The 14,150-nt window shown below is 64.0% G+C and carries 13 protein-coding genes; 3 read left to right on the forward strand and 10 right to left on the reverse strand.

Translation table 11 applies throughout. The features are described 5' to 3' along the window. Window positions 1-94: 94 nt before the first annotated feature. Together TO66_RS13040 and TO66_RS13045 are read left to right on the forward strand one after the other, a co-directional pair. On the forward strand, window positions 95-1,363 hold the full coding sequence (locus tag TO66_RS13040; protein ID WP_044462703.1) for an OprD family porin: 1,269 nt from the start codon (window positions 95-97) through the stop codon (window positions 1,361-1,363). A gap of 934 nt (window positions 1,364-2,297) precedes the next feature. Beyond that, entirely contained in the window at window positions 2,298-3,011 is a 714-nt protein-coding gene (locus tag TO66_RS13045; protein WP_044462704.1) for a GntR family transcriptional regulator, read from the forward strand. Window positions 3,012-3,017: 6 nt separating this feature from the next. On the opposite strand, the gene TO66_RS13050 is transcribed toward TO66_RS13045, so the two are convergent. The 10 genes from TO66_RS13050 to TO66_RS13090 all read right to left on the reverse strand — a co-directional run bounded on the left by TO66_RS13050 (window position 3,018) and on the right by TO66_RS13090 (window position 13,366). Next, entirely contained in the window at window positions 3,018-3,968 is a 951-nt protein-coding gene (locus tag TO66_RS13050) for a PDR/VanB family oxidoreductase (RefSeq protein ID WP_044462705.1), read from the reverse strand. 102 nt (window positions 3,969-4,070) lie between these two features. Next, the gene (locus tag TO66_RS13055; protein ID WP_044462706.1) at window positions 4,071-5,132 is read right to left on the reverse strand and encodes an aromatic ring-hydroxylating dioxygenase subunit alpha; all 1,062 of its coding nucleotides are present in this window, start codon (window positions 5,130-5,132) and stop codon (window positions 4,071-4,073) included. A 299-nt stretch (window positions 5,133-5,431) separates the two neighbouring features. After that, entirely contained in the window at window positions 5,432-6,967 is a 1,536-nt protein-coding gene (locus TO66_RS13060; RefSeq protein WP_052506116.1) for an OTU domain-containing protein, read from the reverse strand. 2 nt (window positions 6,968-6,969) lie between these two features. Further along, complete coding sequence (locus tag TO66_RS32045) at window positions 6,970-7,323, reverse strand: hypothetical protein (protein WP_156162067.1); 354 nt, start codon at window positions 7,321-7,323, stop codon at window positions 6,970-6,972. Window positions 7,324-7,375: 52 nt separating this feature from the next. Then, on the reverse strand, window positions 7,376-7,963 hold the full coding sequence (locus tag TO66_RS13065; RefSeq protein WP_052506118.1) for a DUF4123 domain-containing protein: 588 nt from the start codon (window positions 7,961-7,963) through the stop codon (window positions 7,376-7,378). Beyond that, on the reverse strand, window positions 7,960-10,083 hold the full coding sequence (locus tag TO66_RS13070; RefSeq protein WP_256243483.1) for a type VI secretion system tip protein VgrG: 2,124 nt from the start codon (window positions 10,081-10,083) through the stop codon (window positions 7,960-7,962). Before TO66_RS13070 ends, TO66_RS13065 begins: the two co-directional genes overlap by 4 nt. Window positions 10,084-10,337: 254 nt before the next feature. Further along, window positions 10,338-11,408 (reverse strand): FAD-binding oxidoreductase, encoded by a 1,071-nt coding sequence (locus TO66_RS13075; protein ID WP_044466018.1) that lies wholly within the window; start codon window positions 11,406-11,408, stop codon window positions 10,338-10,340. A 127-nt stretch (window positions 11,409-11,535) separates the two neighbouring features. Beyond that, the gene (locus tag TO66_RS13080) at window positions 11,536-11,922 is read right to left on the reverse strand and encodes a hypothetical protein (RefSeq protein WP_044462708.1); all 387 of its coding nucleotides are present in this window, start codon (window positions 11,920-11,922) and stop codon (window positions 11,536-11,538) included. Window positions 11,923-12,014: 92 nt separating this feature from the next. Beyond that, window positions 12,015-12,416, reverse strand: a complete 402-nt coding sequence (locus TO66_RS13085) for a GFA family protein (protein WP_044462709.1) — start codon at window positions 12,414-12,416, stop codon at window positions 12,015-12,017. 122 nt (window positions 12,417-12,538) lie between these two features. Then, a complete protein-coding gene (locus TO66_RS13090; RefSeq protein ID WP_044462710.1) occupies window positions 12,539-13,366 on the reverse strand; it encodes a formyl transferase in 828 nt (275 codons plus the stop codon). Between the two features lie 356 nt (window positions 13,367-13,722). Here TO66_RS13090 and TO66_RS13095 point away from each other — a divergent pair, with 356 nt between their 5' ends. Then, the gene (locus TO66_RS13095; RefSeq protein WP_044462711.1) at window positions 13,723-14,064 is read left to right on the forward strand and encodes a hypothetical protein; all 342 of its coding nucleotides are present in this window, start codon (window positions 13,723-13,725) and stop codon (window positions 14,062-14,064) included. Window positions 14,065-14,150: the final 86 nt, after the last annotated feature.

A 14,150-nucleotide genomic window follows, 5' to 3' on the forward strand; every position in this document is an offset into this window, starting at 1 on the left:
GACACGGCCGGGCCTCTTTGCAGCCGAGCAGAGGCGGGTCGCCAGCGACCTGTCGGGGTACGGCTGCGCCCATGCAAAGCGGAGAACAATAATAATGAGCACCCCTCGTTGCATCCTCGCCCACTCGCTGGCAGCGACTTCATTGGCACTGGGCACGGGCCTGCCGGCCCTGGCTGAAGAAGGCGGCTTTCTCGACAATGACTTTTTCAAGGACGCCCAGGCTGGCGTGACCCTGCGCAACTACTACTTCAACCGGGACTTTCGCGACCCGGGGGCGGCCAAGAGCAAGGTCGAGGAGTGGGCCCAGGGTTTTATCCTCAAGTTCAATTCCGGCTACACGCCGGGCGTCGTCGGCTTCGGCCTCGACGGCATCGGCCTGTTCGGCGTCAGGCTCGACAGCGGCCGTGGCACCAGTGGCTCGGAGCTGCTGCCGGTGCATGGCGACGGGCGCGCGGCGGACAATTACGGTCGCGCCGGCGTGGCGGCGAAAATGCGGATTTCCGCCACTGAGCTGAAGGTCGGCGAGCTGCTGCCGGACATTCCGCTGCTGCGCTACGACGATGGCCGGCTGCTGCCGCAGACCTTCCGCGGGGCGATGCTCGACTCGCGGGAAATCGCCGGGCTGGGCCTGCAGGCGGGGCAGTACCGTGCGGTGAGCCTGCGCAATTCCTCGGATATGCAGGACCTGTCGGCCTGGGCCGCGCCCGGGGTGACGTCCGATGGCTTCACCTATGCCGGCGCCGAGTACCGCTTCAACCAGCAGCGCACCTTGATCGGCGCCTGGCATGCGCAACTGGAAGACATCTACCAACAGAGCTATTTCAACCTGCTGCACAAGCAGCCGGTGGGCGACTGGGTGTTGGGGGCGAACCTGGGCTATTTCATCGACAAGGACGATGGCCAGGCGCGCATCGGCGAGATCCGCAGCCGCACCGCCTATGCCTTGCTCTCGGCGTCCACAGCGGGGCATACGCTGTACCTGGGCTTGCAGAAAGTCAGCGGCGACAGCCCGTGGATGTCGGTGTATGGCAGCAGCGGCCGGACCCTGGGCAACGATATGTTCAACGGCAATTTCAGCAACGCCGACGAGCGTTCCTGGCAGGTGCGTTACGACTATGACTTTGCCGCCATGGGGGTGCCGGGGTTGCTGGCGATGGTGCGTTATGGGCGGGGCGAGAATGCCACGACCAGGGTTGGGAGCGATGGGCAGGAGTGGGAGCGGGATACCGAGGTGGGGTACACGGTGCAGAGTGGCACTCTGAAGAACCTCAGTGTGCGGGTGAATAACGCGACCAATCGGCGCAGTTTCAATAGTGATTTCGATCAGACGCGGGTGATTGTGAGTTATCCGTTGGCGCTTTGAGTGGGGAGGGGGGCTGTGTTTTTTGGGCGGGGTACATATCCGTTGCTGCGGTTACGGCGGCTTATGGTTTCGCCCTTACGGCGAGTCACTTTGGAAAGGCCCCAAAGTAACCAAAGGGCCTTGCCCCTCCACTCGGTGCCTCGCCTAGGCTCGGCATGCCCTCACTCCGGCATTGATCCGTGGGCCGCCGCCACAGGCCATCCACGGCTCAATGCCTGCGTTCGGCCATCGTGGTTGACGGGGCGTTCAGATCAAAAGCAACGCGAGGCGGCCTACCGGCCGGCCTGGCCGACAACCTGGATCCCTGTAGCCGCTGCCGAGCGCAGCGAGGCTGCGATCGCCCCCGAAGGGGGCGCAAAGGCTTGAGAACGCTGAAGCCCTGCGGCCTGTGTGGCAGCAGGTTTACGCCTTTCCCGTAGGAGCGAGGCTTGCCCGCGATGGGGCCCGTAAGGTCACCACCAGCCAAAGCAACGCGAGGCGGCCTGGTTGGCAACGCAGCCTGTAGCCGCTGCCGAGCGCAGCGAGGCTGCGATCGCCCCCGCAGGGGGCGCAAAGGCTTGAGAACGCTGAAGCCCTGCGGCCTGTGTGGCAGCAGGTTTACGCCTTTCCCGTAGGAGCGAGGCTTGCCCGCGATGGGGCCCGTAAGGTCACCACCAGCCAAAGCAACGCGAGGCGGCCGGCCTGGTTGGCAGCGCAGCCTGTAGCCGCTGCCGAGCGCAGCGAGGCTGCGATCGCCCCCGAAGGGGGCGCAAAGGCTTGAGAGCGCTGAAGTCCTTCGGCCCGTGTGGCAGCAGGTTTACGCCTTTCCCGTAGGAGCGAGGCTTGCCCGCGATGAGGCCCGTAAGGCCAGCTCCGCCAGCCCGCCACTATCCCCATGCCGCCAGCGCAATGCTTGCGTTACTATGGCCGCCCACGTTTTCTGGAAGTTGCCTGGATGAGTAAGCCCGGTCAATTGGTGCTGGTCGCGCTGCGCAAGATGATCGCCTCGGGTGAGCTGGCGGCGGGGGAGCGGTTGATGGAGATTCCCACGGCACAGCTGTTCGGGGTTTCGCGGATGCCGGTGCGCATGGCGTTTCGCACGCTGGAGCAGGAAGGCCTGCTGGTGCGGTTTGGCGGGCGTGGGTTCCAGGTGCGTTCGGTGAGCGCCGAGGACATCGCCGGCGCGGTCGAGGTGCGGGGTGTGCTCGAAGGGCTGGCGGCACGCCAGACCGCCGAGCGCGGGCTGTCGGACGCGGCGCGGGCGAGCCTCGAGGTGTGTCTGGCGCGGGGCGACCAGTTGTTCGCCAAGGGGTATGTGACCGAAGACGACCTGGAGGTCTACCACGACCTCAACATGCAGTTTCACCAGGTGATCGTCGAAGGCAGCCACAACCCGGCGATCGCCGATGCCCTGGCGCGCAACGACCACCTGCCGTTCGCCTCGGTGACCGCGCTGGCGGTGGATCGCCAGGACATGGCCCGTGAATTCCGGCGCTTCAACTACGCGCACATGCAGCACCATTCAGTGTTCGATGCCCTGGTCAACCGCCAGGGCGCGCGGGCCGAGGCGATCATGCGCGAGCATGCCAACGCGACCCTGCGCTATGCCGAGATCTTCAGCAGCGCGGCGGCGGACGAGCGGATGAAAGTCATCCTGCGCCCCGCGTGACTCCCCTCACAGGTCCAGCACCAGCAGCGGCGTTTTCGAGCGTGAGCAGCAGGGGGTGAACTGATCGTTGCGCGCCTGTTCGTCTTCGCTGAGGAACAGGTCGCGGTGTTCCGGCACGCCTTCCAGCACCCGGGTCAGGCAGGTGCCGCAGATCCCTTGCTCGCAGGACACGCCGATGCCGATGCCATGGCTCTCCAGGACCTGGACCACGCTCTTGTCCGGCGGCACCTCGAACACCTGGCCGGTGCTGCCGAGCTTGACCGAGAAACTGCCATCGTCACGGGTGTCGACCGGCGCGGCGGCGAAGTACTCGCGGTGCAGGCAGGGCTCCTCCCAACCCGCGGCCCTGGCCGTGTCCAGCACGTGCTGCATGAAGCCGCCGGGGCCGCACACATACAAATGAACGTCGCTGCGCGGCGCGGCCAGCACCTGGGCCGCGTCCAGCGCAGTCTCGGGCTCCTGGTCGAAATGCAGGAACACCCGGTCGGCAAAAGACGCGCTGCGCAGGCGCTGGACAAAGGCCGCGTGCTCCCGGGAGCGCGCGCAGTAGTGCAGCTCGAAATCCGCGCCGCTGTGAGCCAGGCGTTCGGCCATGCACAGGATCGGCGTGATGCCGATGCCGCCGGCGAACAGCAGGCTGCGCCGGGCGTCGCGAGCCAGCGCGAACAGATTGCGCGGTTCGCTGATGCGCAGCCGCATACCGGGGTGGATCTGCTCGTGCATGGCCTGCGAGCCGCCGCGGGAGCCCGGGTCGCGGAGCACGCCGATCAGGTAGCGGTGGCGTTCCTCGGGGTGATTGCACAGGGAGTACTGGCGCACCAGCCCGCCGGGCAGGTGCACGTCGATATGCGCGCCGGCGCTGAAGCCCGGCAGCGGGCTGCCATCGGCACTGGCCAGTTCATAGCTGCAGATGTCCTGGGCTTCGTCGTGACGGGATACCACCACTGCATCGATCATCGTCGGTTCTCCGAGCGCCGCCGCTGGCGGCACTTGCGTTTCTTGCATGGAAAGGGGCAGGGCACAGCACGGCTGCGCCCGCGGCAGGCTGTGGTGGCGGATTCAGGCGCTGGTCGTGGCGATCAAGGCGGCTTCGCCGGCGCGCTCCCTGGCGATCAGACGCTCCAGCACCCGCCGCGACTGCACGCCGCCGGCGTCGATATTCAGCTTGAGCAGGTTGCGCGTGGGGTGGGCGAGCAGGTTGCGTTGCTGGCGTTCGAGCATCTCCAGGTCCTCGCTGAAGATCTTGCCCTGGCCTTCGCGAATGCTCGCGGTCAGTGCCTCGTCCTGCGGGTTGAAATGACGCGCCATGCCCCAGAAGTACCAGATCGAGGTGTCAGTCTCCGGGGTGATGAAATCCACCACGATGCTCGACGCCTTGAAGCGTTCCGGCGCGTCGTAGCCGCCGTGGCCGGCATGGGCCACGCCGACCTCGATCAACACATGGCTGGGCGGGGTGAAGCGGCAGATCTGCCAGCGGTCCACCGGCACATCGTCGGCCAGGCCGTTGCCGCGCAGGGCCATGCGCCAGAACGGCGGGGCCATGATGTTTTCCATGTGCCGGGCGGTGACTACTTCGTCGCCCTCGACCGTGGTAGTCGGCGGCGCCTCGTCGATTTCCTTCTGGCCGATGCTGGAGGCGTGGACGTAGGTCTCGTGGGTCAGGTCCATCAGGTTGTCGATCATCAACCGATAGTCGCAGGCGATATGGAACAGCCCGCCGCCATAGGCCCATTCGTCGTTGACCGCCCATTCCAGGTGGTGGATCAACGCCGGATCGGCCAGCGCCTGGTCGCCGGGCCAGACCCAGATAAAGCCGTAGCGCTCGACCACGGCAAAGGTCTTGTTGCAGGGAAAACCGCGCACCCGTTGCCCGGGCATCGCCACGGTCTTGCCGTCGCAACCCATCACCAGGCCGTGATAACCGCACACCAGCTGGCCGTCCTCGACATAGCCCAGGGAAAGTGGTGCGCCACGATGGGGGCAGAAATCCTCGACCGCCGCGACCCGGCCCTCCAGGCCGCGATAAAACACCATCTTCTCGCCACAGATCTGCCGGCCCAGGGGCTTGTCGGCGATTTCATCGGGGGTGCAGGCAACGTACCAGGCGTTCTTGGGGTACATGGAGGCTCTCCAGGCGGGTGATTGTTGTTATTTAATGGATCCATTAGGAGGGCGTTTGGATTTTCAAGTCAATGATTATTCTTTGTTTAAAGGGCGATTATCGAACAAGCAGTTCTATTGTGGATCCATTGTGGGGTTTTTGAGGCGCCCTAGGGCGGAAGGAGCCGTGGGTGAGAGGGGATGGGGCGTTGCTGAAGGTCCTGCGCTATCCGGGGGGCTGGCAGCGTGGAAAACGGTCGAAAAATGGAAAGATTTCGGCTCGAGGGAAGCGGCTGGCGCGCAGGCCGCCAGCTGCCGCCTCAGGCTGGCTTGATCAATGCGTCAAAGTGGTTCAGCGGTCCGCCCGGGCCTTGTGTCGAGCAATAGTAAATGTGGATGTCGTTGTCCTGTTCCTGGTAGACGGGCCAAACCTCGCGGGCATGGATGTCGCCCTGGTAGATGGTAGGCTGCTTGCCATCCTGGTGAAGCACGATGACGCGCCCCAGCTTTTCGGCCAGTGCCATGATTTCCGGAAAACCACCCCACAGGATGTCCTTGTCCATATTATTCAGGGCTTCCAGGTAGCGCTTTTGATCCTTTTCCTCCTTGATCAGCGCGGGGTGCTGCTGGAGATATTCCGCCGCCTTGCTCCGGAGTTCCTTCACGGAATCACCGGTCTTGACACCAATCGCGGCAAACAGGCAATGGCCATCGTCGGCCACCTCTATGACGGTCATGTCGCCTACCTTGCGGGGCTCCAATGGTTTGCCGTTGTAGGTCGTATGCCAGAGCTTTTGGAAAATGCCGGGGCTGTCGAGGGTCAATGGGCCGCCGTGTTCGTAGAGGCCGGCAGGCACGCTGACCCTGTACTCCCGCTCCGGCCCCTGAATGATCGTGGCGATCGAGGTCGTTTCCAGACAGGCATGGGTATAGGCGGGGCGCCTCCCGAGCTTCTTGATCCTGGCTTCGTCGTTACCCTGGTAGGCCTGTTCCAGGAAGGTAAGGCAAGGGGAGATCGATTGCTTCTCGGCCAAAGCCAGGGTCATCGCTGTTTCCTTGTCATTGGCGATCCTGTTCAAGTTGTCCTTGCAGGCCACGACGGCATTCAGCGAGCTTTCCTCGAACACCCTGAACTTGCGGAAGTTCGCGGTGAGGTCGTCGGCGCACAACTTGAACACCAGGGGAGGGATCTGGCTGACCCCGTGGGTGAAACACGAGCGGTTATTCTGGGTGACCAACAGAAAGCGACCCTCCATTCCTGCGGCCTTTTGTGCTTCGTTGTCCGCGATCTTGATCAGGCAAACGTTGAATACGTAAGAGTGCCAGCTGTCGGCGTGCTGCTCCGTCAAGGCCACCATGCCGGCCAGCACGGAGTTGCCCTCCAGGCTGCCATGGGCGAAGTGGGGAGACAGCCCCAGGTGACTTGAATGCACCCGCGTCCGGTAGTTCTTGGCGTCATAGTGTTCGGTTTTCCATGTCGTCCAGAGGACATCGAGGAATTTCTCGTGTTCGCCGCCGCTCAGGTTGTGCCGCGCCATGGTCGCGATCAGTACAGCGATCGTGGTGCGTTCTATCATCTGGCGCAGGTCCTTGAGCTTGCCGAGGGCCATGGTCTTGCGCACATGCTTGCCCTTGTTGGGGTTTTCGTCCTTCCAGGGGTTTTCGCTGTTGCAATGAAACTGGATGTACTTCATGACGCCGTCGGAGTCTTTCGAGGCCAGGATCTGCTCCAGTTCCCCCAATGAATGAACATTGTTTTCGAACAGCCGAGTCAACTTGAGCAACAGCAGTTTGTCCGCCGACATCCCTTGCATCAGTTGGTAGTAGTTGTGGAAAGCGTCCGTGAACTCCGACATGACTACCCCCGGGAGGTTGGTGCCAACGCATCGCCCAGGCGATCGTTGAGGCTGTCGAACGAGGGCCCGGCCTGGGCGAAGGCCGCATCCACCGCCTCGGCATCGGCCTGGGAGCGCAGGTCCAGGCGGCTCAGCAGCAGGGTTTCCAGCAGGGTCACCGCCTGCACCGGCGAGGTGATGCCGTGCGCCACCAGGCGCGGGGTGTACTGCTCCACCAGCAGAACGACCTCGGCATGACCCCGTTCCGCGCACCGTGGGGCGTGCTCGCTGTGCAGGAATGCCACGGCCCTGGCGCAGAACGCCTGTTGCCGCGCGTGCTCGAATACGGCCATCTGCTCGGGTCGAATCCTGATCATATGAAAGACTCCCATGCTGTTTTTGTCCTGGGCGCACAATGCCCGGTGGCGCTCATGAAACCCCTTGGCCGGATGGCCAGATGCGCAAGCGGGCAGCGGGGCCGCCAGCGGGGTCCACCGGGTAGTCGATCAATGAATGCCCGGTGCCGGTTTCGGCGAGCAGCGCCCTGGCGGGCCCGAACAGCGCGGCACGCTCCAGGGCGGTGCAGGTCGGCAGGTAGAGGCGCAAGACCCGTGGGTCGTAGAAGCGGAACACCAGCGTCTCGCCCTCCGGCCCGAGCACCCGCAACAGGCTGCGAAAGTGCTGGCGCAGGTCCTCCAGGCTGACCTGGGCCGATGCGACCACAAAGCAGCCCCAGCTCTGTCCCCAGCTGTCTTCAAGCAGTTGCCGGGTATAGGGCTGGTCGGGTTGAAGGTGCAGCAGGTAAGGTGCAGCGGCCGACAGGCTGGGAGAAAGCTCGCCTGCATACAGGCAGGCAAAGCCGGCCTGGCTCGTGCGCACGCGCTGCTCGATCTCCGGGGCCCGGGCGCCGTCCAGCAGGGCATACACCTGGGGATCCTCGGGACGGCTGCCGTGTGACCAGAGTTCGCTGGTCAACCATTCGTCCAGGCGGAGATCGGCTTGCAGGAAACGGCTCATTTGCGACACACCTCGCAAAAGGGCATGCCGTGCACGGCGGCGTTCATCAGGGTCTGTGCCTGGCGGTCCTGCAGGTCCAGTCGGGCGGCCCGGGCCGCTTCCGCGGCCTGGGGGGCGGCGAGGGAGGGGTTGGGCACACTGGCCTGGTTGCCCGGAGCGGCGGCGAGGGTGTTGCCCGCGGTGTCGTTGTCCGCGGCTTTCAGCTGTTGCGGCAGCAATACGGCGATACCTGTGCCGTTCCCTGGTTCCCCGCCAGAGTTGATCTTCACATCCGCACCACCGATGGTCACGCCGCCGCCATCGAGCTTGACGAAGCTGCCGCCGGCCTTGGCGGTGAGTTCGGCGCCGGCTTCGAGCACCACCTTGGTCCCGGCCTTGTAGTGGATCTCCTGGCCGGCCTCGACGAATTGCGCGGTGCCGAGTTTCAGGTGCTGGCTGACGGCCACAGTGAGGTGGTCGTTGGCGCGGATGTCGCTCTTGCGGTCCAGGTGGGTGATGCGGTGTTCTTCGGCCTTGAGCTCGGTGAGGCTGTTGGCTTCGACCGTGTCGTGGCGTTCGTTGCCGACGCGGATGCGCTGGTCGTGCTCGACGTTTTCGTCCCAGTCGCGCTGGGCGTGCAGGTAGATCTGCTCGGCGCCTTTCTTGTCTTCGATGCGCAGCTCGTTGTAGCCGCCGCCCCCGGGGCTGCTCAGGGTCTTGAAGGTGCTGCGGGTCTTGTTCGCCGGCAGGTCGTAGGGAACGACGTTTTCCTTGTGGTACAGGCAGCCGGTCACCAGCGGCTGGTCGGGATCGCCTTCGAGGAAGGTCACTAGCACTTCCATGCCGATGCGCGGGATGGCGATGCCGCCATAGGCCTTGCCGGCCCAGCCGCTGGCCACGCGCAGCCAGCAGGAGGTGTTGTCGTCGGCCTGGCCGTCGCGGTCCCAGTGGAACTGCACCTTGATCCGCCCGTATTCGTCGCAGTGGATTTCTTCGCCCTTGGGCCCGGTGACCACCGCGGTCTGGCTGCCCAGGGACTTGGGTTTTGGATGCTCCAGCGGCGGGCGGTAATGGGCGTCCCACGGGGTGGCGAGGAAGCGGTTGCGGTAGCCCTGGTGGAAGTCGTCCTTATTGCTGGTGACATCGCTGGTGATGTTTTCGCCCAGCACCTGCGGTTGCTTGCCTTCGTGGATCACTTCCAGCAGCAGCCACAGGTCGTTCCATTCGCTGCGCGGGTGGCCGGCCAGGGTCAGGAAGTGGCCGCTGAGCAGGGTCGGCTCGTCGCCCTTGCCCTCGGCCAGCCGGTAGTCGCTGCGGTGGCGTTCCAGGGCGCGGGTCGCCAGCTGTTTGCCGCGGGCCTGCTGGGTGAACAGGCCCGGGTAGTCGTAGTCTTCCAGGTCCGGCATGACCCCGGATTTGGCCGCGGCTTCGGGCAGCAGGCGCGGTTTCTCGAAGTCGTAGTCGCGGCGGCCGACGCGGCTGGTGCGGGTTTCCAGGCGCAGGCCGAAGCGCTTGATCACCGGCTGTTCGGCGGCCATGCCGGAGTCTTGCTGGTAGTTCACCGCCGGCAGCTTGCGGAACACCGTCTGGTCGTCGCCGAACACCAGGGTGTGGCCGCTGGCCGAGTGCTGGAAGTGGAAATGGATGCCTTCTTCTTCGCACAGGCGCTGGATGAAGTGCAGGTCGGATTCGTCGTACTGGGTGCAGTAGACCCGTTCCGGATAGGTCGCGCCGAGCTGGAAGCGGTAGGCGTCGGCAAGGATGCCGCGGGCCTCCAGGACCTGGGCGATGATCTTCGGCACGCTCAGGTGCTGGTAGATTTTCTGATTGAAGCTGTGGCGCAGGTAGTTGAGCTGCGGGGTCAGGCTGAGGCTGTAGCGGGTCAGCTTGCGCCCGGAGTCGCCCTGGGCGATGCGGTACACCAGGCCGTGGACCAGGCCCTTACCAGTGCTGCCAAACGTCAGGCAGGCCGGTTTATGCAGCAATTCCTCGAGCTTGAGGTCGGGACGGGCACTGACCAGTTCGATATCGAAGCAGAAGGGTTGGTTGAGGGCTTCGCGGCCGACGAAACCGAGGACCTGCAGGTCGACCGAGGCACCTTCGACAGTGAAGGCGATATGGGTGGCATTGGCGTCCAGCATGCGTCTGATTCCGTCCATTGAACAGGCACGACCCGGATAGCAGGCGTTATCGGGTTTCCCTACAACGCCTCGAGACACTGCGCGACTGGCGCAGGGATCGAGGCACCTCTGGTGGTGTCGGTACACAACCTGCCGCTGTGGATTGTAGGCGCTCTTTTACCAAGGGTTGTCTGACAGAAGTGTTTATAGGTATTGCATCGGGCCGTTGCAGCTCTGGTGGACATTCGTCGTTCGTCGCGGGTGCCTTTCGCCCCCTACGCCTGCAAGAACCGCTCGGGCCGGCAGGGGCCAAGCGCCGCAGCGGCCTCGTCGTGGACGATCTCTTCGCTGGCGAGGCGGCCCACGATAGCCGCCAGCGTGACACCGGGGTGCATCACACACACATATACGCCGGCGATACCGGGCAGGTAACCGACGATGGGGCGGCCATCGACCGGTATGGGCCTGAGCCCGATGCACGCCACTTCCGGAACGATGGACGTCACCCCGTGCAGCTCGTCCTGAATGGCCCGGGCGGTGCGCAGGGCTATCGCGGTCGGCTGGTTTTCCGGGGTGTCGTCCAGGTAGTCCTCCGCGGCCAGCAACTGGCCGCCCGCGCCTTGGCGCACTTCCATTGCAGGGTTGGAGATCAGGGTGCGCACAAGATCGGATCGGGCCTGGTAGCGGATGAAGATCGAGGGCGAGGCCGCTATGGGCAGGGGCAGGTTCAACGTCTCCGTCAGCTGGCTGATGCCCGTCCCGGCCGCCAGCACCACAAGGTCGGCTGCGATAGGGCCCTTTGCGGTTTCGAGGCCGATCACCTTGGCCCCCTGGGTGATAAAACCGAGCACCCGGGTCTGGGTGAGTACCTTCGCGCCATGAGCCTCGGCGCCGGCAATCAAGGCATGGGTGGTTTGCACGGCGTCCAGCGCGCCTTCTTCGGCGGCGAACAAGGCTTGCCGTGGGGGATGCTTGAGGTTGGGTTCAAGCTCGAGAATCTGCGCGCGCGACACTTGGCTTGTCGAAGGCGGGTGGCTGGCGGCGGGGGACTCAGCCGAGGCCACGCCGTAAGACAAGGCGCCTGTCCAGCGTACCTTCAGCCCGGGTAGCTCGGTTTCGAGCCGGCGGTACTCCCGGATTGCCGCACCGCGCAATGCCGCGACGGGATCGGGCCCGCTGTGGCTGGTGTTGATCCAGGCGAAGGAGCGTCCAGTCACTCCGGACGCGATACCTTCGCCCTCGACCAGAGTGACCTGCGCGCCTTGGCCCGCCAGGTGATACGCCAGGGAGGCGCCCACGATGCCGGCGCCCACCACCACGACGCGTTTGCCTGCGTCATTGCCCATATCAACCTCCGTGTTGTTGTCTTGTTGAGGGTAGGTATCCGGATGATCGAATGACCTGAGAACCTGGTCGTCCATGATGCCTTTATGCGCCGGCTCCTGGCCGACTCCATACCCAGGTCTTGGCAACCTAAGTGCTATGAAGCCCGGTTTGATCTCGCCAATACATCAGGGATTCGTACTGAAATGACACCAGAAAGTAAGCATCGGATTCGGCGGCAATGGCCTCAACGAACATTTTCAGATCGTCGAGTGGCGAGCTGTCTTCGGGGCCAGGGCCTTTGATTCTGAAGTAGCAGCGAGCCATTACCGGGAATGACAACCCCTTGGTGTCTTCTGAATAAATAGCCTGATCGTCGCAGGGGCGTTTGGCACTTACTGACAGGCCGGAGGCGAAATGGGCAAACACTGAGCTGTCATCGCAGGCCAGATCCAACCCACCCAGGGTACGCGCGATGACCGTAAGCACTTCCAGTGAGAGACGCTCGTCAGCTTCAAGATGAACATCCAGTCCCATTTTCCAGGTGAACCTCTGATTGCCAGTGTTTTGAGAAGCGTGGTGATGGGCTAGTCAGCGGGGAGGGGGCGACAGCCGTTCGATATTGGCGCTCATGGGTGTTGCGGCCACTGCTCCTGAATTTCGTACCACGAAGCCTTGGAGGCCACTTGGATGTGTTTCTGCCTGTCCGGCATGAAGGGCGTATCCAGCGTGCCCAGGGCGATCGAGATCCAGTCGGCGTAGTCGCCCTGGCTGCTCGTCCAGAACAGCGACGAACCGCATTGCCCGCAGAACTGACGTAGCACCGACGCGGAAGACGCATAGGACGTGAGGCGATCGGCACCCTGAACGAGGCGCAGATCGCTGCGCAACACGCTGCCATAGCTGGCGAAGGCCGCCCCATGGCTTTTGCGGCACTGGCTGCAATGGCAGTGCGAAAGCGCTTTTGGGGGAGACGCCAGCTGGTAGTGGATGGCGCCGCACAGGCAACTGCCCTGGAAGGTGTCGGTCATTCGAGGGCGCACCTGGGAACGGAGGGCGCCCATTTAAGCAGCCGCTGTCGAGGATGTCGAATGGCGGCTCTGCCAGCCTTTTGCGGCGTCGTTTCGAGCGTTTCCCTCGCGCCGTTCAGCGCTCAAAGCGCGTTTGGCCGCAACGCAAAGCCGTAGGATTCGAAAAGCTCCCAGACGTCCTCGCGATCGAAGAGCCGCCAACCCTGTGCCGTGAACCGCATCAAGTCATCCTCGTCGGGAAAGCTGTAATAGGCCCCGGCAGAGGGATCCTGAGACGTCCCCGCCATGGGTTCACCGCGCTCCAGGCGCCTGATGGCGTTGAGGATCAGCTGCGCGCCCGGTTGATAAAGCGCAAGGATGTGCCACAGCAGGGAGCGCTCTTTGTCGACCGTGACACGCGCTGTCTCGATGATGCGACCGACATCGATGCCGGGACCGTCAATCCAGTGGAGCGTACAGCCGATCTCCGGGTCGCCGTTCAGCAGCGCCCGCAAGGTCGCGAGAACCCCTCGATACTCAGGCAAGAGGCCAGAGTGAAGATTGAGCACGCCGCGTGATGGAATGGCCAGGGCTTCATTCTTGAGGATTTGCCCAAAGCGGATCGAGACGAACAGATCCGCTTCCGCCTCCTGCAGCATTTGCAGGCCCGCAGGCTCCCTCAAGCTGGGCAATACCCGCACGGGAACCCCAAAACGTTGCTGCAGTTCGGCAAAGCCGAATCGCTGCCCGCTGCCGGCCGGGTCGCTGGATCCGCCTGAGCCAGGGGGCAAGGCAGTGAACAAATCCTGTTCGATCAAGGCCAGTTGTCCGAGCAGGCGTGGCACCTTGCTGCCCGATCCCACCCTCTGCGAGAGGAATATGCCCACCGTGCTCTCATGAAGCTCGGGCAACAGGTAATTGAGCGCGAGATTGCTCTCTACGTCCCGGTTCACCAGAAAAGCGATTCGCAATTTCAGACCTCCAGAAGACCTGCCTTGAGAGACAGCAACGGCCCCTTCAACCCTGGCGGAGGGGGCCGTTCCCATTGTTTTGCCACGACCTGTGGACGCAAGGTCCGAGCTGCCCGGTCGATTCAGGCACCGGACCCAGCATAGTTGCTGTTTCGTCAGGGCAGGAAACGAGGCCGTTGCTTGCGTCCGCCGTCCGGCTTGAGCGACGAGTCGCGGTCCGGCGAGCGGCAGCGGCAGCGCTTTTTTTCTGCCGCTAATCCTGGCTTAATCCCGTTGCGTTGAGATCGCGCGGAACCGCTTCAGGCTGGTCCGCGCCTGTCGCCGGTTCGCCGTTATCCAACACCAGACTCCCGTCCATGAAACGCTACCTGCGGTGCTGTCTTGTCTTCCTGATTAGCCTGGCGCTTCCCCTCAGCGGGATGGCGGGCGTTCCGGCGCCCGCCGAGCCCTGCCCGATGAAGAGCATGGACATGGCGATGATGGATGGCATGGGCATGGACTGCTGCAACGACCTGAAAAGCCCGGTCGAGCATGGCAAGCCCTGCAAGCCGGGCCAGGAGTGCAAGACCGGCGGCATGCTGCAAGTGTCGATCGGTAAGCCGGCCGTGACCCTGTTCAGCCCGGTGGTGCTGTCTTTTTCCAGCGTTTTCCTGCCTGCGCAAACCCCCTCCGGGGTGTGGCGACCGCCCCGCGCCTGATGCCTGTACCTCACTGAGCCCCATTCCGCCCTGACGCGGGATGGCAGTGCTGCGTGCCTGTGTTGCGGGCGCGCGGTGGATCACAC

This window comes from Pseudomonas sp. MRSN 12121 (assembly GCF_000931465.1).
GTDB lineage: Bacteria > Pseudomonadota > Gammaproteobacteria > Pseudomonadales > Pseudomonadaceae > Aquipseudomonas.

What these genes read in the sequence shown, in the direction of transcription:
- TO66_RS13060 (WP_052506116.1), bottom strand. Translation starts at nt 6,967, where the DNA reads ATGTCGGAGTTCACGGACGCTTTCCACAACTACTACCAACTGATGCAA.
- TO66_RS13040 (WP_044462703.1), top strand. Translation starts at nt 95, where the DNA reads ATGAGCACCCCTCGTTGCATCCTCGCCCACTCGCTGGCAGCGACTTCA.
- TO66_RS13055 (WP_044462706.1), bottom strand. Translation starts at nt 5,132, where the DNA reads ATGTACCCCAAGAACGCCTGGTACGTTGCCTGCACCCCCGATGAAATC.
- TO66_RS13050 (WP_044462705.1), bottom strand. Translation starts at nt 3,968, where the DNA reads ATGATCGATGCAGTGGTGGTATCCCGTCACGACGAAGCCCAGGACATC.
- TO66_RS13070 (WP_256243483.1), bottom strand. Translation starts at nt 10,083, where the DNA reads ATGCTGGACGCCAATGCCACCCATATCGCCTTCACTGTCGAAGGTGCC.
- TO66_RS13075 (WP_044466018.1), bottom strand. Translation starts at nt 11,408, where the DNA reads ATGGGCAATGACGCAGGCAAACGCGTCGTGGTGGTGGGCGCCGGCATC.
- TO66_RS13080 (WP_044462708.1), bottom strand. Translation starts at nt 11,922, where the DNA reads ATGGGACTGGATGTTCATCTTGAAGCTGACGAGCGTCTCTCACTGGAA.
- TO66_RS13085 (WP_044462709.1), bottom strand. Translation starts at nt 12,416, where the DNA reads ATGACCGACACCTTCCAGGGCAGTTGCCTGTGCGGCGCCATCCACTAC.
- TO66_RS13065 (WP_052506118.1), bottom strand. Translation starts at nt 7,963, where the DNA reads ATGAGCCGTTTCCTGCAAGCCGATCTCCGCCTGGACGAATGGTTGACC.
- TO66_RS32045 (WP_156162067.1), bottom strand. Translation starts at nt 7,323, where the DNA reads ATGATCAGGATTCGACCCGAGCAGATGGCCGTATTCGAGCACGCGCGG.
- TO66_RS13045 (WP_044462704.1), top strand. Translation starts at nt 2,298, where the DNA reads ATGAGTAAGCCCGGTCAATTGGTGCTGGTCGCGCTGCGCAAGATGATC.
- TO66_RS13095 (WP_044462711.1), top strand. Translation starts at nt 13,723, where the DNA reads ATGAAACGCTACCTGCGGTGCTGTCTTGTCTTCCTGATTAGCCTGGCG.